Raw genomic sequence first — 20,662 nt, 5'->3', positions numbered from 1 at the left:
CAATAACTAAATGCCCTCAAAATCTACCGAGGGATTTTAGTTTAAGGGAAAAATCAAACTTTAACCGCACCGTGTTTTTCAGGATCAAAGTCTTTAGGCCAGACCGTTCTATCATTATATAAAGCATCAGAAAATACGGCCTCATCGATTCTTCTAACATCAAGATTCGTATCACATAAATTGGCCCCTATAAAACTAGCACCATAAATATCTGCATTTTTCAAATTAGACATAGAAATATCAGCCTCAGAGAAATCAGCACCAATTGCCAGCACGCTTGACAGGTCTGCTTCTTTTATCTGTGCGCCAATTAGTGTTGCATTCATAAGAGCAACACCACTCATTACTACCCTATTCATCAGAGAATGGTCAAAAGAGGAATTTCTCAAGTTTGAGCCTGTAAAATCTGCTCCTGAAATATCTAGGCTGTCAAAAATTGCACGATGAAGCTCTAACCCCTTAAGATTCGAGTTAACAAGACTACCCATAGATAAGCTCAATGCCTCACCAGTATCAAAGTAAATAGTTATCATCTATTCCCCCAATCTACCGGATCAATTTTCACATCTAATACAGGTCTAGTTTGACCAGCTTTGCTAGGTGGTAAGGTTCCGGGAGCTACTTCTGGTTTTCGCCCTAATATTTTTGCTGCGATATAACGATGGTTCCCATCAACGATTATATTTCCATCCATCTTAATTGGCGGAGCTACATCCCCTTTAAGAAGGCGATCAACATATCTTTGAACCGCAGGTAGAGAAACAAATTTTTGACCACTAATAGCAGGATCACCTTGTAATGCTTTTTGAATAATCTCAGGCGTTACTTCTGAACCTTTCGAAACTAAAGGTTTTCCTAATGCCCCACCAGTTCCTTTTGCAGCCTGCAGATACTTTATCGCCTTTTCAAGCTGTATCAACCCCGCCGGCTCAGTCGCACCCGGCAGCTTGGGTTTAGCCTCCCAACGACTATTCGCCGCTCCGCCTCCCCCCAGCAACGCCAATCGATCCATGGAAGGCCCCCAGTCCGCGATCTGCTTGGCTAGGTGTTCCGCCGCAGCCACTGACCGGCTTACCAGCTCCGCTTTATAGCTTTCACAGACCTGGGTCTGACATGGGATCGCCATCAGTTCATCCAAGCCAGCAATGACACCGGGTAGCTTGTCTTTTGCTAGAAGCGAACTGCTGATTTGCATCGCGTACTGGGTGTTGTAAAGGCTCTCTTCGTTATATTTTTCATTCTTCCATCTGGATTCCTGGCAGGAAGTATTCGTACCGCAATCCTGCATATCCTTGGCAAAAGCCTTGACATCGGAATGCTCCAGATAGTTATAAACCGTCCCCTGCTGCGCAACCCAGCCCGCAACCTCTTGATCTTTGCTGCTACCACCAACTCCCGCTGCGACAGTCATCCCAATCAGCTGCGAAGTCATCGCCAATACGCGATCGTGCGCCTCGCCTGGGAACATCTCTGCGCCAAAGCTCTGGATCAGCGCCTTGTTCGCACCCGCGGCAATTGCCCCCGAGGTGAAATCGCCTCCCGCTGCCTCTGCAATCAAACCACCGACGATGGCATGCACCGCGACTTTCGTGGAAAGTCCTGTACCACTTAGGTGAGTACCAACCTGCTCATAAATGGCTCCAGACACCAGACTGGCAGTCAGATCGATGGCAGCCTGCCCCACATTTTTAATGAAGCTTCCACCATTCGTAGCCGTTTTCAGAGCAGAGTTGACGGCAATTTGCCTCCCAAGATCAGAGGCTGTGAAGCCGCCACTAACACCTGCAAGTTGCGATACAGCGCCACTGATACCTGCAATCGCATAGCCCTTCAGACTTTCGCCAGACGTAACATCCTTGGCGATATCCCCCAGGTTTCCTTTGTTATTGATCGTGCTTGTCGCGCCTTTCACGGCGACAGCGGAAACCACGGAATTCGCAGCGATCCCTGTAGTTGTTGTGGAGGCAGCCCCCACAAGGCTGGCACCTGCACCCCAGGTAAAGTAGGTAACGATAATGGCGATGACCAACGCCGCCCCACCACCCAAGCCCGAGTGGCTGTACTTGAAGCTGTCATGGACCTCCTGCACCTTGCGCCAGTCCACATCACCACGCTGCTCAGCCTCTTTCAACCAAGCCAGTTGCGGGTCTGCCTGAACCATTGCATCGATGGTCTGACTGACCGACTTCTGGTCGATTTGCTTGATATCGATGTTCAAGCCATCTACGGCCTGGATGGCCAACTTCCCTTGAGCGACGATTTCGGTCTGCCGCAGGGTCTCGTCGGTCGTGCCTTTGCCTTTGGCGCTGGTCCACACCAGGCTATTACTGCTCTTCTCGTGGCTCTCCTGATGCAGGTCCTTAACCGCTTCAAAGGTGATCTCGCCACCGCTGATCAGGGCCAGGTCCTTGCCACTTTCCAGCTTGGCCGCCTGGTACTTCTGATCCCCACCACTTTGGAGGGTCAGATCACCCCCAGTCTTGATTTCACTGCCAATGTTTTTCACATCGGTAACTTCATCGCGCTGGGTTTTCTTGCTGCCCCAACTGCCTTTTTTCTTCATGTCGTACAGCGAGTAATCGCTGTCTTGCGCGGCCAGCAGTTCGAGTTTTTCTCCGGCAACCAAATAGGCTTCATCCCCAGCTGTAACCTTGCTGGCAATCAGAGCCATGTCCTTGCCCGCACTGAGGGTGACATCGCCGCCTGCCGTTACGCTGGTGGCCACCTGGCTGACATGGTCCTCCTGGCTCGTGACCTTCTTGGTCTTGTTGTAGGAATGCTGCTCGTCCGCGGCCGAGGCCAGGGTCAGGTTTTGTGTGGCCGCGATGGCGATATCGCGCTTGGCGTCGATCTGGCTGGCAACCGCACTGATATCGCGACCGGCGCGGATCGTCAGGTCGCGGCCGGCTTCGAGGCTGGAACCGTGCTGGGTGATGGTCTGATTGCGCTGGGCGCCGCGCTCGCCGCTGACGACCTGCTCGGCGGAGGTAATGTTGACGTCCCGACCGGCCTGGATCCTGGTGTCGGCACCGCTTTTCAGCACGCCGCCGAGGTTGTTGACGTCGCGCCCGGCAGTAAGGCTCAGGTTGTTGGCGGCCTCGATGCGCGCGGCGCTGTCGATGAAGGCGGTCCGCTCGCTGCGATAACCACTGCTGCTGGCGTGGGCAGTAACCGTGCGTTCGTTGAGCAGGTCACCGTTGACGGTGGTCAGGCTGACATCGCGACCGGCGATGATGCCGCCAGCCTGGTTGGTCAGGTTATTGCCAGCCAGCAGTTCGAGGCGATTGCCCGCCTCCACCAGGCCGCTGTTGACCAGGTTCTGACCGACCTGGGCCGACAGGTTGGCGGTGGCGCGCAGGGTGCCGACGTTGTGCAGGTCCTGGCCGGCGATCAGGTTGAGGTCGTTGCCGGCGATCAGCGCGCCATTGGGCGCCAGGCGGTTGTTGGACTGGGCCAGGTACAGCACCGGTACCAGCACCTGCTCGCCGTTCACTTCGGCGGTTTCCATCCAGACGATGTCGTGGGTCAGGGCCGCGACCTGCTCCGCGGTCAGGCTCACGCCGACCGCCAGGTTGAGCTGTTGCTTGCTCTTGAGGGCGTTGTCCATCAGGTACTTGAACAACGCCTCGTCGGAGGTCTGGCCATCGAGGAAACGCTGCCCGGTACGGGCCACCACGGCCTGCTGGATCAGCCGTTGTTCATAGAGGCCATCACCCAGGCGTTTCCAGCTCTCATCCGGGTTGTAGCCCAGGTTGGACAGCAGGTAGTCCGAGCTCATGAACTGCTTGAGGTTGGTGAGGGCCGGGTTGGTTTCGATCAGGTATTTGTTCGGGTTGGAACGTCCGGCGCTGGACGGCAGGCCCTGCACGCGATCGATGCGTTGCCCACCGGCGACGGTGATCGGGCCCACGACCGCAGCGGCCGTATTGCCTGACTGGATATCCTGCCCCTGGTTGCCTGGCAGGCCCTGTTGACGCTGCGCGGCGCTGATGGCGGCCGCCCCCAGGGCCCAGCTTTGTGGCCCACTGTTGATCGCTGTGCTGCTGGCTTCACCACTCAGGCGGAACAGCCCATTCTGCCCGGTAGGCAAGCTGAAGCCCGGCAGGCTCAGCGGGTTGACCTGTTGTTGGGCCAGATCCGGAGGCAACTGCGAGTTGAGGGAGATTCGAGTCGAGTAGTTGCTGCTTGATCCGCTGGCACCCGATGCCGCAGTGTCGGTTTTCGCACCGCTGCCAATGTAGGTGTAACCAGGGCGGACCACGCTGTTATCGATGTTGTTCTGCGCCTGGATATTGACCGCGCCGCCAGCCTGAATCACCGCGGTGTAGCTTTGGTCGCTGCCCGCGATTTTTTGCGTCTTGCCAAATTCCGGCATCTCGAATTCGGTCATGCCGATAAAGCGGCTGATAGCAGCCTGCAGGCCACCCACATCATTGGGGGTGTAGCCCGGGCTTTCGAACCAGTACTTGTCGGTGACAGCCCTGGCCGCGTCGTACCAACCTCCGGCGTTTCTGGTGCGCTCTGAACGGAATACCCGCGTGGTTTCGGTTTCCCCGGTTTCGATCCCACTGTTGGTCAGGTTGTTGACCGTGGCCACCAGGTTGCCCGCCGTGGCGATGGTGCTGCTCTGGTTCAGCAGGTCGCCACCCTTGATGTTCAGGTTGCCGCCCGAGGTGATGCTCGACGCCGCACTGGCCTCGGTGACCTCGAACTTGTCCCGCTGGACAAGCTCCCAGACGTGGTTGCGCTTACCGCTGCAGTCGCCGGCGTTGACCCCTTCGATACAGGCGATTTCACCAATCCTGGCGGTATAAATGCCCAGATTATTGGTGGTGAGGATGGCACGAATATTCTGGATCGTGCTCGCCGCCAAACTCAGATTGCCGTCGCTCTGAATATTCGCCGAGCGGTTGAGAATGCTGCTGGCCAGCCCGCCCTGACCGTCACGGTCAATGCTCAGGTTGCCCAGGCTGTAGAGGTCGGCGTAGCTGTTGTTCAGCGAGTCCAGCCGCAGGCTCATATCGCCGCCGCTGAAGATCAGCGCGTGATCATTGAGCAGTGCCCCGGTGGTCAGGGTGAGCTGCTGCGCACTGCCCAGGGTGCCGTAGTTGTTGATGCCCGCTGCGCTCAGGTTGAGATCGGCGGCCGAGGTCAGGCGCCCCGAGTTGTCGAGCAAGCCAGTGACCTTCACTGTGGTGTCGCCACCGCCTGCCAGGCTGGCGCTGCTGCTGAGACCGAGCTGCCCGAGTGTGAGGTTCATGGCTCCTTTGCTGCTGGCTCGACCGCTGCTGTTCAGGTTGCCTGCCAGGGTCAGGTCAAAACTGCCGTCACTGGCGATCAAGCCCGCGGTGGTCCAGTTGACGCCACTGCCGGTGAAGCTGTCAGAGGCCAGCAGTTGACCGTCGGCGGTCTGAGTCAGGCTGTTGACCTTGACCGTCAGGCGTCCGGCCTGGATCACACTGCTGTTGCTCCAGCTGTCCTGGTCGACCGTCAGGCTGCCGCGGGTGATCAGGCTACCGCTGGCGTTATTGAGGTTGGCCATGGCGATGCCGAAGGTACCGGAACCGACATGCAGCACGGTACCGCCGGTGTTCAACAAGCTGCCGGCCTGGAACAGCAGATCCTGGTTGGCGGTTTCCAGGGTGCCGTTGCGGTTATCGAACAGGCCGCCGATCTGGAACCTGGTCGTGCCGGCACTGCCCAGGGCGCGTAGCTGACCCTTCTGGTTGTCCACGCTGGCGGCGTGCACTTTCAGGGTGCTGTCGCTTTCGATAATGCCTTGCTGGTTGTTCAGCGCGCCGCTGAGGTTGAGATCGATCAGGCCCGCGGCCACCTGGCCACGCACCTCGCCGCGGTTGTCGAAGTTGTTGCCCGTGACCTTGACCGCGCCCTTGCCATACAGGCCACCGTCGCGGTTGTCGAAGTCGCCGGTGGTGACCACGGCATCACCGGTTTGCGCGGAAATACGCCCGCCGTTGTTATCAATCCTGCCGGTGGTGAGGTTCAAGCGCTGGGCCTGGACGATGCCGCCCTGGCGGTTGTTGTTCAGGTCGTAGCCGTTGCGCAGCACGCCCACGGTACGGGCCTCGAGGGCACCCTGGATACTGGCCAGGATGCCACCGCGGTTATCGATCGTGTTGGCCTTGAGGCTGACATCGCCGGTCTGGGCAATGACCTTACCGCTCTGGTTGTCGATATCCCCTGCAACGTCGAGGGCCAGACCGGTCTGACTCTGGATCGCGCCCTTGGCGTTATCGAGGCTGGCAGCCTTAAGGGAAAGGTCGGCATTCTGGCTGTAGATCAGGCCATCGCCGCTGTTCTGCACCGCATCCGTGGCAGTCAGCGATAGCGTTTGGGACGCTGCTACCGTGCCGCGATTGCGGTTATCCAGGGTGCCGGTCAACAGGGTGAGTAAACCCTGGCTGGCCAGTTGACCGCCCTGGTTGTCGATCCGGCTGGAGCGTTTGACCAGTAGCGCGCCGCCGCTGGCAAGCTTGCCGTTGGCATTGGTCAGGGCACCGAGCAGATCAAGGGTGACTGCGCCATTGCCAATCAGCGAACCACCACTGTTATCGAGGGTGCTGACGGCGACATCGATGGGCTGCTGGGCCTGGATAGTGCCGCCGCTGTTGTTCAGGGTCCGCGCCTGCAAACCAAGGGCTGCGCCGCTGTCGATCAGGCCACCCTGGGCGTTGTTGAGCAGGCCGCTGACGATCAGCGTCTGCCCACCGCCGCTGGACACAATGCCCTGGGCGCTGTTGTCGAGTCCGGCAGCTTTGACAGTCAGCAGCTTTTTGCTGACCAGGGCGCCAGAGCCACTGTTGAGCAGTTGATTGCTCAGCTTGATATCAAGGTCGCCGTCACGGCTGGAAAGGGTGCCGCTCGTGCGGTTGTCCAGATCGCTGCCTTTGACGCTCAGGCCTTGCCAGCCCGACATCAAGCCACCCTGGTTGATCAGGCTGTTGGCATTGAGGGTCAGCAGCTGGTTGCTGATGAGCTTGCCGCGGCTGTTATCCAGGGTACGGCCGGTCAGGTCCAGGCCCCGCGTGCTGGAGATTTCACCGCCCTGGTTACTCAGGTCACGCAGGTGTTTGATGGTCAGCGGGCCGGCCGTGGTGATCAGCCCGGCGTTGTTGTTCAGGTCGCCGGTGGCCTGCCCCAGGTCGATGGCAATGGCACTGCCCAGCAGCGACCCTTGCTGGTTGTTCAAGCCCGCGCTGTTGAGGGTCAGGGCGTTGGTGGCGTTGATCAGCCCGTCGTTCTGATTGTTAAGCTGGCCCGCAACATTCAGCAGCAGGTCACTGCGGCTGGTCAGGGTGCCGCCGCTGTTGTCCAGGCTGGCGGCACGGCCATCGACGGACTGGGCGGCAATCAGGCCCTTGAGGTTGTTCAGGGCCTGCTCGATGCGCAGGGTCAGGGCCTGGTTGCTCAGCAGCTTGCCGTTGCTGTTGTCCAGACTGGTGGCGGCCAGGGTAAAGGCTTGGGCGCTGGAGATTTCCCCACCCTGGTTGTTCACACCGTTGAGGTTGTTCAGCATCAGCAACGGCGCGTTGATCAGGCCGCCCTGGTTGTTCAACTGGCCATGGTTCAGGTCCAGGTCCACCGAGGTTTCACTGAAGAGTTTGCCGCCTTGCTGATCCAGGCCGCTGACCTTGGCGGTCAACGCTTTGCTACTGGTGATGCTTCCTGCATCCTGGTTGGTCAGTTGCCCGGCGCTGATCGCCAGGGTGTCCCGGGTGCTGACCGTACCGGCGTGACTATTGTCGAACGCACCAGTGGTGATCTTCAGGGCCGCCAGGCTGCTGAGGGTGCCTTTCTGACGGTTGTCCAGGCTGGCGCTGCGAACGGCCAGGGTGCCGTCGGTAGCCAGCCGGCCGCCCTGGTTATTCAGCGCCTGCTGCGTCGTAACGGTCAGAGGCCCCGCACTGGACAGGCTACCCAGGCGATTGTCGAGATTCGCCGCCTGCACGCTCAGCACGCCCTCACTGCTGATCAAACCTTGACGGTTGTCAGCGTCGCCACTGAGCTTGATATCGACGCCCTGTTGGCTGAGCAGGCTGCCGCCGGTGTTGTCCAGACGTTGGCCCTGCAAACTCAAACCGCTCTGGGCGCTGAGCTGGCCCTGATTGCGGTTGAGCAGTTGATCCACCGTCAACGCCAGAGTGGTGCCCGCCGTCACCCGGCCGCCATCGCTGTTGTCCAACTGCCGACCGCTCAGGCTGACCGCGCCTTTGCTCGAGACTTCGCCACCGCGGTTATCGACACTGCCGACCTTGAGCTCGACGCCTTGCGTCGCGCCGACCAAGCCATTCTGGCGGTTATCCAGGCTAGTGCCGTCGAGCTTGAGCGAGCCTTCGGCGACCAGCGAACCGTTTTGATTGTTGCTGTCGGCAAGGTGCGCAGTAAGGTCTTTTTTACTGGATATCTGCCCGCCGCTGTTATCCAGGCGAGCGGCGCTCAGTTGGGTATTACCGTCCCCGATCAGGATGCCGGCCTGGTTCTGAAAAGCCCCGGCCACCGTCACCTTCGCTTCGCCACGGCTGCTGAGCAGGCCTTCGCGGTTATCCAGCGTCATGCTGCGCAGGTCCAACGTACCGGCCGCAATCACGCCCTTGGCGTTAACCAGAGCCTGGTCGACCTGCACGGTCATTGCCTGGTTACTGGCAACACGCCCCGCGGCACTGTTGTCCAGCGCACCGGCCTTGAGGTTGAGTGCCTCCTGGCTGGTGAGCTGACCATTCTGGTTGTTGATGGTGCCGCTGGCAGTCAGGCTCAGGCCTTTTCCGGCCGAGACCAGGCCCGCCACGTTATCCAGGCTGGCGACATTCAGGGCCATGGCGCCCAGGCTGGAGAACTCGCCACTGCGGTTGTTCAGTTGGCCGATAGTCGCACTCAGCGGGCTACTGCTGGTCACCAGGCCGCCTTGGGTATTGAGCAACTGGTTGGCGTTGAGGTTCAGGCTGCCGGTGCTCAGCACCCGCCCCTGGTTCTGGTTATCCAGCGTGCCGGTGCTGATGGTCGCCGCTTGCTTGGCACTCAGGGTGCCGCCCTGATTGTTCAGCGTCTGAGCTGCGTTGACGGTCAGGTTGCGACTGGCAATCAGGCTGGTGCCGCTGTTGTTGAGGATCTGCGTTGTGATGTTGAGATCACCGCCGCCGTTACGGCTGTTATCGGCGTTGACCCCAGCCTCGACGATGTCGTGGTTGGTCAACCGACCACCGCTGGAGAGGCTGATACGGTCGCGGGCGGCCAGGGTTTTCTGGCTGTTGAGGTCGCCCCGGCTGTTGATGTCCAGGGATGTGCCGGCGTACGCCGGTCCTTGCACGTCCACACTGGCCGCCTTGACGTCGATGGCCCCTGTCGCGGCGGCCTTCGCCATGCTCAATCGCCCGTTGGCATCGATCTGGATATCACCGCCGCTGGCGGCCAGATTACCGGCCAGCTTCACCCCGACACCGGCCTCGGTGCCCACCAGTTTGATCGCCCCGGCGTACATGCCGCCCAGGGCGCTGGAGTCGATGGCCAGTTGCGGGGCGTCTGCCGGGTTAGCGGCGCGGGCGGTGGCTTTCAGGGTGCCGGCATCGACATCGTTGGCACCGGCGATCACCGCAAGGTGCTTGGCATTGATCTGGGCGTTGATCTGGGCGCTGCGGGTGATGATTTCGAAGCTGCCAATATTGCTGGCATCGATCCCGGTCCCCTCGATCACCACCTGGCCTTGATCGACCTGATAGCGGCTGAGCTGGCCGTTTTCAATAATAGGTTTACCGGTGGTCAGCGTGGCTCGTGGGGTGTTGATAAAGCCGCAACCGTTGCAACTGATGCCGTAGGGGTTGGCCACGATGACTCGGGCCGACTGGCCGGCCACCTCGGTGTAACCGCGCAGTTGGCTGGGACTACCGCCGTTGACTTCGTTGAGAATGGTTTGCGCCGCAGCGCCCTTGAGGTTCGGGTTACCGAGGATGATGCCACCCAGTTGGGTGCTTTGCGTGCGGTCAGTGGCGTTGTTGAGGATCAGCCCCTGCTGGCCGACGTTGTAGTCGTGGAACTGGTTGTGCGACAGGCCGCTGCCATTGGGCGTGGCGATATTGACGATGGGCACGCCGTTGCCCGCCTGCCCCAGGCTGGTGCCCGGCGCGCTGACCACGATGCCTTCCGCCTGGGCCCACAGCGGTTGCCAGAACATGGCGTTGGCCAGGATGAACGCCAGGCCGCGCTTGGGCATGCCCCAGAACGTGTCTCGGGGTTTCAGCGTAGCCGAAGGCTGGCGAGCCAGAAGAGCGAGGTGGCGAGCGTACATGTCGAAGGTCTCGGAAAAACGCTGGTCAGAGGAAGAAGTCCAGGCGGAAATAGATCGGTGCTTCGCGCTCGGCGATCACGTTCGGGCGTTCCAGGGAATGGGCAAAGGTCACGCTGGTGGCCAGGTGCTGACCACGGGCGAACAGCTCCAGGGAGTTGCTCGACAGGCGTCCGTGCTGCTCGCCGTTGTAGCGGTCGCCACGGATCACGCCCTGGTCGTAGCCTAGGCTGCTGCCGTACTCGGCGAACACCGGACGCAGCCAGCCGAGGGTCACCGGGCGGCTCCAGCGCAGGTCGTTGCGCCAGTAGCCGCCGCTGTCGCCGGACAGCGACTGGTCCTTGTAGCCGCGGATCGACGACTGCCCGCCCAGGCTGGTGCGCTGCGGGCTGAACAGCACGTCTTCGCTGCGCTGGCCGGTCATCAGGCTGCTGAAGCTGAACGACTCGCCCCACAGCTTGAACGGCTGCAGGTAACTGAGGGTGGCGGTGTATTTGCGGTAGCGCGCATTCGGCTCGCCGGGCCCGGGGTGGCCATTGCCCTGGGCGTCGAAGGCACCGATGCCGTTCTGCAGGCCGAGATCGAGGTTGACGAAGGCCCCGCCGATACGCCGGCCGTGGTTGATGCCGAACTGGGCTTCGCTGAGGCGATTGCTGCTCGGGGCCAGCTTGCTGTCTTCGATGAAGTTGTTGGTGCGCAGGTAGGCCAGGCCGGCATTCAGCGAGGTCTTGCTCACCGCATCGCGCAGGATCACCCGCTCGGCGCGCAGCTGGTGGTTCTGGCTGTCGCCGCTCTGCTTGAAGTTGAAACCGTTGGCCTGGGCCTGGGAGCGGTACTCGCTCTGGCTGTAGCTGTAACTGAAGTTCCACCAGCCCCAGGGAACGTTGTAGTAGAGCATCGCGTTTTTCGAGGTTTTCTGGTGGTCGCTGATCGCATCATGCCCCCCATGCAGGATCAGTTGATCCGCCAGCCCCAGCGGGCTGTCCCACTCAAAACCGGTGTCCCACTGCTGCTCGCCCGTGCTTTTCTGCCCGTCGTTATTACGCGACAGGCTAGCGCGCCAGGGCTTTTGTGGAGTGTTCTTGACCAGAACCTCGCTGCCTCCGAGTTCTTGGCCCGGAGCCAGTTCCATCTGTGCCTGATTGGAGGGCAAGCGATTGAGCTGATCGATCGCCTGCTCGATCTCCCGCAAGTTGACCAATCCGCCAACCTTGCCGGGAAAGGCCATGGCCAGCTCGCGCTCGGATAGTTGGCTGTCAACGGCACCCTTCAAGCCTTCGAGCCGGCCCTCGACCACCAGCACCTTCAAGTGGCCGCCGGACAGGTCCTGCTGCGGCAGGTAGGCGCGGCTGGTCACCAGGCCCTTCTCCAGGTAGTAGTCGGTGATGACCTTGAGCAGCTCGTTGAGCTGGCTGACGCCCAGGCATTGACCGATATAGGGCTTGAGCAGGCGCGCCTGCTCGCTGGCGGACAGGCTGTCGGCGCCCTTGAGTTCGATGTCCTGGATCGGGAAACAGCGGGTGTCGGCAGGTGCCGTCGGCGCCGTGGGGGCAGCCTCTTTACCGGGCAGGTCCTTGAGCTCTTCCAGGCGCCGGCGCTGCTCTTCGAGCAGGCGGTCCTGGCGTTCGCGGATCAGGTCGGTGTCACCAGGGCTGGGGGCGGCATACAGCGGACTGAATACACTGAGTAGCAACAACCCTGCAAGCAGGGACAAACCTGAACGCATCCAGATAATGAGCCGAGACATCTTCGATCCTTCGAGAACATGAGACACAGCCGGAAATGAGTACCGCTCGGGCCTACAGGTCAACGCCTGCGGCGCAAGAGAGCATCATCCAGATAGTCCCGGCCCTGGAGTTGGAAAGGATGTTATGGATCGTTCTTGGGAAAGTCTGTGGGAAATTTCCCAAGACTCTGGGGTTAATTCTGCTTGTATAAGGGTTTTCGGGTAGTTCCTTGCAAGGGGGCAGAAGAGAGTCATCGCCATGCCAGCGCGAATAAAGAAACCATCAAAACATCCCAGGCAATGACGCACTCGAGCACTTGACCGAGCACATCGTTACTTGCCCAACACTTAGGCCTGCCACCTTCAATCAACGCTCCACGGCATCCGCCAGCAACGGCGCATGCGACGCACGTTCGGCGTTGAGGCGCATGAAGCCGGTGGTGACCAGGCTGATGCCGCCCTCCTCGTCGTTGTGCACCGTCATGGTCCCGGGCTGGCGCATGCGCGCAAAGTTGGCGGCGCTGAGCTTGAAGCTTTCGCTCAGGCGTCGGTCGTCCACCGCCGGCGACGGCAGGCGGCGCCGCGCAAAACTTTTGCTCTTGCGCTGCTGGTAACGCGCCCAGAGGATCAGCACGGCGGCGTTGAGCAGGGCCACCCACAGGTAGATCTGCAAGGTGCCGAGCGCCTCGAGCACGCCGACTTCGATACGCGGGCCGTCGTGGGTATCGATCAGCGGCCACAGGCCGCGTACCAGCAGGTACACCAGGCCGATCCAGGCCAGCACGGTGAACGCCGCATCGACGAGCACCAGCAATGGGCGTTGACGGGTTCTGATGATGTTCATCAGCGAGCCTCCTCTTCATCATCTATGGGCTTGATGCCACGGTCGGGGCTGACCCAGCGCGCACGCTTCTGGTGTTGGCTGAACAGCACCTTGGGGAAACTGACAAGCGTGGTGAACAGGCTGACGAGCCAGAACACCAGGGGGTACCAGACCACCCAGAACATGGTCTTGCCCAAACCCTTTTCATAACGGCGGTCGATCAGGATGCTGACCGCGAACTGCAGCAGGCAGACCATCGCCAGCACCAGCCCGGTGAAGGCCGGCGGCATCAGGCGGTCGACGGCGATGGCTTCGGGCATGACGATGAACTTGCCGACGCCCCAGAAGATCACCGACAGCAGGAAGGTGAAGGCCCAGCCGGTGGACAGGCAGTATTCGAACAGCAGCGGCCAGAGGTAGCGGTGGCGCCATTGCCAGATCCCGCGGATGTTCTTGAACAGCACCTCGGCGCCACCCTGGGCCCAGCGCAGGCGCTGCTTCCACAGGCCTTGCAGGGTTTCCGGCATGAGGATCCAGCACAGCGCCCGGGGCTCGTAGAAGATGCTCCAGTGATCGAGTTGCAGCTTCCAGCTGATGTCGATGTCTTCGGTGATCATGTCCGGGCTCCAGTAGCCGACCCGGTGCAGGGCCGAGCGGCGGAAGGCGACAATCACCCCGGAGACCGTGAAGATCCGCCCGAACACCCGCTGGGTACGCTTGATCAGGCCGATGATCGAAGAGAACTCGCCCACCTGGACCCGGCCCACCAGGGTCGAGCGGGTGCGAATCCGCGGGTTGCCGGTCACCGCGCCCAGGCGCGCATTCTCCAGCAGCGGCGCCACCAGGTAGGCCGCGGTGTTCGGCGCCAGCAGCGCGTCGCCGTCGATGCACACCAGGTATTCGCTGCGCGCCGCCACGGCGCCCATGCGCAGGGCCACGGCCTTGCCCTGGTTTTGCGCCAGGTGCACCACCCGCAACCGTGGGTCTTCCAGCGCCAGGGCATCCAGCACTTGCGCGGTGTTGTCCTTGGAGCCGTCGTTGATCGCGATGACTTCGATGTTCGGGTAGTGCTGGGCCAGCGCCGCGTGGATGGTGTCCGCCGCGTTGTCGCCCTCGTTGTAGCAAGGGATCAGGATGCTGATCAGCGGCTCGCCCGCCAGCGCCGGCGGCAAGGTGTCGTCCTTCCAGGGCCAGTGGCGTTCCCAGTGCAGCCAGAAGTACAGGCCGCCGGCGATCCACAGGCCGGACATGAACAGCGGGTAGAAGAACACGAAGTCCATCAGGAACTGGCCGGTCACCAGGAAGATCAGGCCCAGCGGCACACCGAGGACAATCGCCAGGACGAGCAGGGCTAGCAGTCGATCCAACATGATTCAAGGATTCCACTTGGTGGAGAGCGCGGGACGGATGGTCTTCAGGTCCGGCGAGTTCTCGAGAAAGTTATCCGGGTAGTAGCCGAAACTGGTCGCGCCCTGGCGCTTGAGCCGGCCCATCCAGTCGGCCATCTGCGCGGCGTCGATATCGCTCGCCGGTTTTTGCGCCCAGTCCCGGGCCTGCAATTCGAAGACGGTACGGTTGAGCGCGCCGGGGCGTGCCTTGACCGTGGCCACCAGTTGTTCCAGCCAGGCGCCGGAAGCCTTGCGCTGCTGGCCCTCCATCAACGGCATGGCCATCGGCGCGGTCCAGTCGTAGTTGGCGAGGAAGTCGTCGAGGTTCTGGGCGAACCAGGCTTCGCTCGGCGGGTTGAGCATCGGCTCGGCGAACAGGTTGCGCGCGGTCAGCACCTGCGGACCGCGGATCGCCTTGACCTTGGCGGTCAGCTCATGGGTGAAGTCGATCAGGTAGCGGCTCTTGAAGCGGGTCCAGCGCTGCAGGGTCGCCGGATCGGCGCGCAAGGCGGCGATCGAACCGGGCAGGCCATTGGCGGCGTAGGTGCGCAGCGCTGCGGGGCTGGCGTCTTCGAAGTCCGACAGCACCGCGTCGTCGTGGTAGAGGATGCCGTCCACCGAGGTCAGGCGCGCCACGTCTTGGTAGATCTCACCGATGATGCGCCGCACCTTCGGGTCGAATGGCGACAGGCGTCGGTACTGGTCGGGGTCGACCGCGACCTGGCCGGTTTCCGGGTCCCAGCGGGTCACGCGCGGCAGGCTCGGGTCGAGGGCGAAACTCAGCACCGGCATCCAGGCGAAGACCTTGACGTTGGCCCGGGTGCGCAGTTGCCAGGCGACCCGGTCGAAGATATCGGCGCGCACCGGCAGGTGACGGTTGGCGAAGTACAGCGAGTGCACCAGGCCATCGCCCTTGGGGTCGGCGAAGGCTTGCAGGAACACGGTGTTGACGCCCAGGTCGGCCATGCGCTGGACCAGCTGGCCAAGGTTGGCTTCCTGCTGCTGCGGGTCCGGGTCGTAGACGTTGTCCAGGTCGACATGGGCCACGCGCATCGGGTTGCTGGCTTCGACGCCGACGATGCTGTTGGAGAAGTGCATGCCGTCCGGGTCCGACGACACCAGGAACCGTGGGCTGCTCATCAGGTTGTCGAGGGTGTCGAGGCCGTCTTCGAGGGTCAGGGCCATGTCGTAGCCCTGCTCGCCCACCACCCGCAGCGCGGTGCCGTCGGCGGCGCCATAGGGCCAGACCCAGACGCGCGGGCTGTAGCCGGTGGCGGCGCGGATTTTTTTCGAGATGGCCGCCACGTCGCTGCGCAGGCGCGCCTCGAATTCGGCCTCGCTTTCATAGCGCCCGCTGCTGGCATCGTAGCGCCGGGTGGCGGCGGCCGGTTGCAGGTTGCCCTGGGGGTTGGCCAGCACGCCTTTGTGGTTGGCGTCGGTGTGGGCGGCGATTTCCACCAGTCCGGAACGCGAGATCTCGCGGACCTGCTCCCAGGTCAGGAAGTCCGAGCGCTTGCGCGGGGTGCCGGCAAAATCCACCGGCTGGTTCAGCGGGGTATCGACCCACGCCCCCACCGGCGCCAGCAGGGCATGCCAGTTATAGCTGCGCAGCACCGGCAGCACGCGGGTGTAGAAGCTCGCATAACCGTCGTCGAAGCTCAGCAGCACGGCCTTGGCCGGCAACTCGGGGCCGCCTTTGCGCGCCGCCATGATCTGGTCCACGGTGACCGGCTGGTAGCCGTTCTCGCGCAGCCAGGCCAGCTGTTCGATCAAGCGTTCGGTGCGCACGGCCACCACCGCCTGGTCGGGGTCGCGGTCTTCGACGTCATGGTAGGCAATGCCCAGCACATGGTTTTTCGGCCACGGGGTTTCGCTGGCAGGCACAGGGCGTTGCGCCGGCGCCAGGAAATCCGCGGCGGGCTGGGCGCAGGCGCTGAGAATCAGGGCTCCCAGCAGGAGGATGCAACGGGTCATCGGAGGCATCTTCGGACTCTTCTAGAAGCGATAGGTAAGGTCGAGGAGCAGGCGCAGGTCGGTTTCCCGGTCGCCGTCGTAAGGCCGGTTGAGCACGCTCAGGGCGGCGCCGGCTTCGAACACGTCGTTCCAGGTCACGCGCTGGCCATAGCTGAGCAAGCCAATCGCCCCGGTGGAGTAATCGCGCTGGCTGTAGGTACCGGCGCCCACCTGGAACTGCTGGCTCCAGGAGGTTTCGTAGCGGTGATAGAGCACGTGGTTGACGTTCACCGTCGGCAGCACGGTGAAGTCCGACTTGGGGTTGAAGTAGGGCGTGTCGTCCTTGGTGTTGCGGCTGGCGCCGACTTCCAGGCCGAGGTCGACCTGCACATGCGGCGTGGCATAGACGCCCTCGCGGCCGGTGAGCAAGGCTTCGAAACGGTTGTTGCCGTCGCTGAAGTGCGAGGGGCTCAGGGCCAGCCGCCATTCACGGCTCTCGTTGGCGCGCCAGCGCAGGAACGCGCTGCCGCCATTGGCGTAGATGTTGCTGTTGAGCGCCCGCAGCGGGGTATTGGCCGAGAGGTATTCCAGGCTGCCACCGTATTGCCAGTGATCGTCGATGTCGCGGGCCAGGGACAGCCGCGCGCCCTGCTTGTCGTCGAAGCCGTAGGAGTGGTTGGAGACTTCCGCTTCCAGGGTCATGTCGCGGGTCCGGCGTTCCACGCCGATCCGCTGCCAGCGGTGATGCCCGGTGCCTTCCTGGAAGTCGCCGGTGGCATAGCCGAGGCCGCCGAACAGCCGCCAGTCTTCATCGATCGGCGGGCTGTAGAGCACCGTCTCGATGCCGAAGTCCTTGCTGCCGGAAACCGCGCCGGCGCCGCTGTTGCCACCACCGTAGCTCTTGCCGCCATAGGTCTCGACCCGCAGCTCGGCCATGTCGTGCACTTGGCGCTGGCGGGCCAGGCGCTGCACCTGACGGTTGTCGGGATAACGCCGCACCACGTCGTCGGTCAGGGCATCGAGCTGACGCCATTCCTGCAGGTCCTGGGCGGTGTGGCCCTGGGCGACCTCGAGGCCGACATCGCGCGGCGCCATGCTCTCGGTTTCCTTGAGCAGGCCCTCGGCGCGACGCGGCCAGTCCCGGGCCTGGTACAGGTTGGCCTGGGCCACGCGCAGGCCGATATTGCCCGGCGCCTGGTCCACCAGGCTGGCCAGACGCTGCTCGCTGCCTGGCAGGTCGGCGCTGTAGGTACCGGACTGCGCGGCGAGTTGCTGGGCGTCCATCCATTCATCGTTGGGGTTGCCCACCGGCAGGCCCTTGAGCTCGACCCGTGGTTTCTGGTTCCTGGCCAGGTCGTCGGCGACCTGTTGCGCCTCCCGCGGGCGGTCGCTTTCCAGCAAGGCGTAGTACAACGCGGTGCTGTCTTCGACGCGGTCGCTGACATCGGCATCCGGCGCCGCCAGCACTTGGCGATACAGGTCGCTGGCGATCTCCGGCTGGCGCTGGTCCAGGTAGGAGGCCGCCACCCAGCGCAGGGCGTAGGTGGGGATGGCCACGTCTTCGGCGGTGAGCTTGTGGTATTGGTCGATCACCTGGGCGGTGCGCGCCCGGGCCTTGAGCGCGCCCATGCGGTCGATGCGCCAGCGGGTCACGTCGTCCTTGGCCGCCGGGTCCGGGGTCCAGGTGGCGAGCAGTTGGTCGTAATCGGCCAGGGCACGGTCGGCGATGACATAACGCTCTTTCTCGCTGCGGGTGGCCAGCTCGGCCAGGCGTACGCGCTCGGCGGCCAGGTCGCCTTGCAGGCGACGCTCTATCACCGGATCGATCAGCCCCGGGCGCTGGCGGGCCAGGCGCAAGGCCGGCTCCGGCAGGCGTGCCCGCTGCAAGGCGAACAGGTATTCGCGGGCGACTTCCGGCCGGGTGCCGGCGCGGATGAACGCCTGGTCGAACTCGAACAGCGCGTCGTACGGCGAACCGGCGCGGGTCAGGGCGTAGCCCAGGGCCAGGCGGCGGGTGGCATCGTCAGGCTTGGCCGCCACCAGCTCGCGGGCGCGGCGCACGGCTTCCTCGGGTTTGCCGGCGTCGGCCTGGGTCAGGGCCAGGCCCAGTTGCAGATCGGGATTGCGCGGGTCGCGCTCGAGGGCCAGGCGGTACACCTGGATCGCCGAGTCCCAGCGCTGCAGATTGCGGTAGGCACGGGCGGTGGCGGTCAGCGCCTGGATCGGCAGCACCCGGCCTCGGGCCTGGGTTTCATAGACATTCACCACCTCGGCGTCGAGGCCGGCCCAGCTGGCGATTTGCAGGTGGTCGCTGACCAGCCCGGTGCTCAGGCGCTCGGCCGGCACCTGGCGCAAATGGCTCAGGGCTGGCGCATAGCTGCCGGCGCGGGCATCGAGAATCAGGCGGTCGTACGCCGGGTCGGCGAGGGCCAGGGCCGGCCACAGCAATTGGCTGCATAACGCCAGGCGAAACAGCGGTCGCAAGCCATAAAGGCGAACAGGGTGGACAATGGACGGCATTTCTTCAGCATCCTTACATGGCTAGCCGGGGTCTTGTGTCCCCCCGCCTGATACGTGCCAGGAAGCCGAATCAGATGACTCGGCCAGATTGGGGCGGAGTCTTCCACGCAAGGCCGATGCAGATGCGCAAATGCAATATTTCTTCAGATTCGTTTCTGCCAGAATCCGCGAACGACGTGGCCTGCAGCCCTGTTCAAGGAGGCTCTGGGCGGGGATTCTCCAGCCGGATGCAGGCAAAAAAACGCCCGGCGGATCCGTACTGCGGAGGCCGGGCGTTTCTGGCTGGAAACCCCGCGAAGGGGGTCTCGAGGCTTACTGGACGGTGACCGGTCCCAGTTTGCTCATGACAAAACCGACGAACTGCTCAGGTGTCATTTTCTGGCCGTTGAAGTCCACTTCATTGTTGGCGTAGCGCACCTTGGAAACGATGTCGTTGCCTTCCAGCTTGGCCAACTGGGTGCCCAGCGCCATGCCGCTGACCATGTCGGCGGCCATGCTGCCCTGGTCGGCGATCGCCTTGGCGTCGGTCACTCCCTCCAGTTGCGCCTGCAACGCCGCCACGTCGGCGATCATCGGCTTGGACAGCAGCAGGTTCAGGTTCAGCTGGGTGAGCAGTTGCTTGCTCAGTTCGGCCGGTGGCAGATCCATGGATTGCGGCTTGTTCAGGTCCACCACCAGGCTCAGGCGGCTTTCGCCGTTGGTGGTCTTGAACGAGAGGTTTTCCAGGGCGATGTGCGGCTGGGCGGCCAGCAACTTGTCGAGGTCAGCCTTGACCTGGGCCTGCTCGGCCTCGCTCAGGTTCAGCTCGGGCGCTGGTTCCCCGGCGGCTTCGGCCGCGGCCACGGCATCTTCGTAGGGTTGCAGCTTGTTCTGGTAGACCTGCATCAGCGACATGCCGGAGGCGATGTCGAGGTTCTTCATGCTCCAGGTCATTTGCGCCGAACCGACGGCTTTGCCGTTGAGGGCCACTTCGCCGATCTTGTAGTCGGCACGGCCGGCCAGGTGGGCGCCCTTCTCGTCGGTGGCGCTCTTGATCTCTGAGTCCTTGAAGCTGAGCACCGACTGTTTCTCGCCGAACGTGGCCTTGGTGCTGGTCAGTTCCAGGGTGTTGTCGCCGACGTAGAAGCCATAGTTGCTCTTGGTCAGGTTGCTGGCCAGGGTCAGGCCGTTGAGTTCGACCTGCACCGGGGTCTGGTCTTCGGCGACGCTGTTGAGCTTGAGGCTGTCCATGTAGCCTTCGGCCTTGACCTTCTGCGCTTCGGCGCTGGTCGAGAGGTCCAGCTTCAGGCCGGAGAACTTGAGGGTCGACTTGTCGTCCAGGGCCGTGTCCAGCGGCAGCAACTCCAGGTTGCCGGTGGCGGAACGGTCGTAACCCAGGTTGACCACGCCCTTGAGCGGGGAAACATCCTTGGTGGCGGCGAACCATTTCTCGGTCAGGGCGTTCTTTTCCAGCGCGTAGTGACTGGTGGCCATGACCGGCAGCCATTTCAGCGTCATCAGGCGCGAGAACGGCAGCGGGCCGTGTTCGATGCGATCGACGAACACCAGTTCGACGCCCTCGGCGCTGTCGCCGAACATCTCGCCCTGGCCCTTGAGGCGGTAGCGCGCGGTGCTGCTGAACAGATTGCGCTCCAGCGATACCAGCTCCAGGCTGGCGGTACCGTTGGAACCGACCATGGCTGCCTGGAGTTCCTTGTTGGCATCAGCGATAGAGGTTTGCAGCACCCCTTCCAGCTTGGTCCCGGTATACCAGGCGCCGCCGGCGCTGATAGCGCCCACTGCGACGACGATTCCTAACAGTACGCCTGCTGATTTATTCATTATTTGACCCGATCGATCCGTTGTTGAATGTGTGGTCGTCTTCCCTGAACCCGGCACGGGTTGTGGCTCGACTGTGCGTAAAACTGCCGAAGATTAGCACCGGCCAGGCCGGGCGGCCCAACCTTTCCATGTGA

General features: G+C 62.5%; 8 protein-coding genes. All 8 read right to left on the bottom strand.

Going from position 1 to position 20,662, the window contains the following annotated elements; genetic code table 11:
* Positions 1 to 53: 53 nt before the first annotated feature.
* Positions 54 to 533: a pentapeptide repeat-containing protein gene (locus IF690_RS01955; protein WP_202698631.1), complete on the bottom strand. Its 480-nt coding sequence runs from the start codon at positions 531 to 533 to the stop codon at positions 54 to 56.
* A complete protein-coding gene (locus tag IF690_RS01950) occupies positions 530 to 10,300 on the bottom strand; it encodes a two-partner secretion domain-containing protein (protein WP_202698630.1) in 9,771 nt (3,256 codons plus the stop codon). The genes IF690_RS01955 and IF690_RS01950 overlap by 4 nt, the downstream gene beginning before the upstream one ends.
* A gap of 25 nt (positions 10,301 to 10,325) precedes the next feature.
* Positions 10,326 to 12,023: a ShlB/FhaC/HecB family hemolysin secretion/activation protein gene (locus IF690_RS01945; protein ID WP_202701259.1), complete on the bottom strand. Its 1,698-nt coding sequence runs from the start codon at positions 12,021 to 12,023 to the stop codon at positions 10,326 to 10,328.
* A 367-nt stretch (positions 12,024 to 12,390) separates the two neighbouring features.
* Positions 12,391 to 12,867, bottom strand: coding sequence for a poly-beta-1,6-N-acetyl-D-glucosamine biosynthesis protein PgaD (gene pgaD / locus IF690_RS01940; RefSeq protein WP_202698629.1), 477 nt, complete (start codon positions 12,865 to 12,867; stop codon positions 12,391 to 12,393).
* Positions 12,867 to 14,216: a poly-beta-1,6-N-acetyl-D-glucosamine synthase gene (gene pgaC, locus IF690_RS01935; protein WP_101281626.1), complete on the bottom strand. Its 1,350-nt coding sequence runs from the start codon at positions 14,214 to 14,216 to the stop codon at positions 12,867 to 12,869. The genes pgaD and pgaC overlap by 1 nt, the downstream gene beginning before the upstream one ends.
* A 3-nt stretch (positions 14,217 to 14,219) precedes the next feature.
* Complete coding sequence (pgaB, locus tag IF690_RS01930) at positions 14,220 to 16,217, bottom strand: poly-beta-1,6-N-acetyl-D-glucosamine N-deacetylase PgaB (RefSeq protein WP_202698628.1); 1,998 nt, start codon at positions 16,215 to 16,217, stop codon at positions 14,220 to 14,222.
* 12 nt (positions 16,218 to 16,229) lie between these two features.
* The gene (gene pgaA, locus IF690_RS01925; protein ID WP_202698627.1) at positions 16,230 to 18,707 is read right to left on the bottom strand and encodes a poly-beta-1,6 N-acetyl-D-glucosamine export porin PgaA; all 2,478 of its coding nucleotides are present in this window, start codon (positions 18,705 to 18,707) and stop codon (positions 16,230 to 16,232) included.
* Between the two features lie 312 nt (positions 18,708 to 19,019).
* Positions 19,020 to 20,528, bottom strand: coding sequence for a YdgA family protein (locus tag IF690_RS01920; protein ID WP_202698626.1), 1,509 nt, complete (start codon positions 20,526 to 20,528; stop codon positions 19,020 to 19,022).
* Positions 20,529 to 20,662: the final 134 nt, after the last annotated feature.

Source organism: Pseudomonas sp. SK3(2021), from assembly GCF_016772375.1.
GTDB classification, from domain to species: Bacteria; Pseudomonadota; Gammaproteobacteria; order Pseudomonadales; family Pseudomonadaceae; genus Aquipseudomonas; species Aquipseudomonas chlororaphis_I.
Note: the sequence above shows the minus strand (reverse complement) of the source record. Positions and strands in the feature narration are given on the sequence as shown.

Bases quoted from the DNA above. Each gene is read 5' to 3' on its own strand.
- IF690_RS01955 (WP_202698631.1), bottom strand. From the start codon at position 533: ATGATAACTATTTACTTTGATACTGGTGAGGCATTGAGCTTATCTATG.
- IF690_RS01950 (WP_202698630.1), bottom strand. From the start codon at position 10,300: ATGTACGCTCGCCACCTCGCTCTTCTGGCTCGCCAGCCTTCGGCTACG.
- IF690_RS01945 (WP_202701259.1), bottom strand. From the start codon at position 12,023: ATGCGTTCAGGTTTGTCCCTGCTTGCAGGGTTGTTGCTACTCAGTGTA.
- pgaD (WP_202698629.1), bottom strand. From the start codon at position 12,867: ATGAACATCATCAGAACCCGTCAACGCCCATTGCTGGTGCTCGTCGAT.
- pgaC (WP_101281626.1), bottom strand. From the start codon at position 14,216: ATGTTGGATCGACTGCTAGCCCTGCTCGTCCTGGCGATTGTCCTCGGT.
- pgaB (WP_202698628.1), bottom strand. From the start codon at position 16,217: ATGCCTCCGATGACCCGTTGCATCCTCCTGCTGGGAGCCCTGATTCTC.
- pgaA (WP_202698627.1), bottom strand. From the start codon at position 18,707: ATGCCGTCCATTGTCCACCCTGTTCGCCTTTATGGCTTGCGACCGCTG.
- IF690_RS01920 (WP_202698626.1), bottom strand. From the start codon at position 20,528: ATGAATAAATCAGCAGGCGTACTGTTAGGAATCGTCGTCGCAGTGGGC.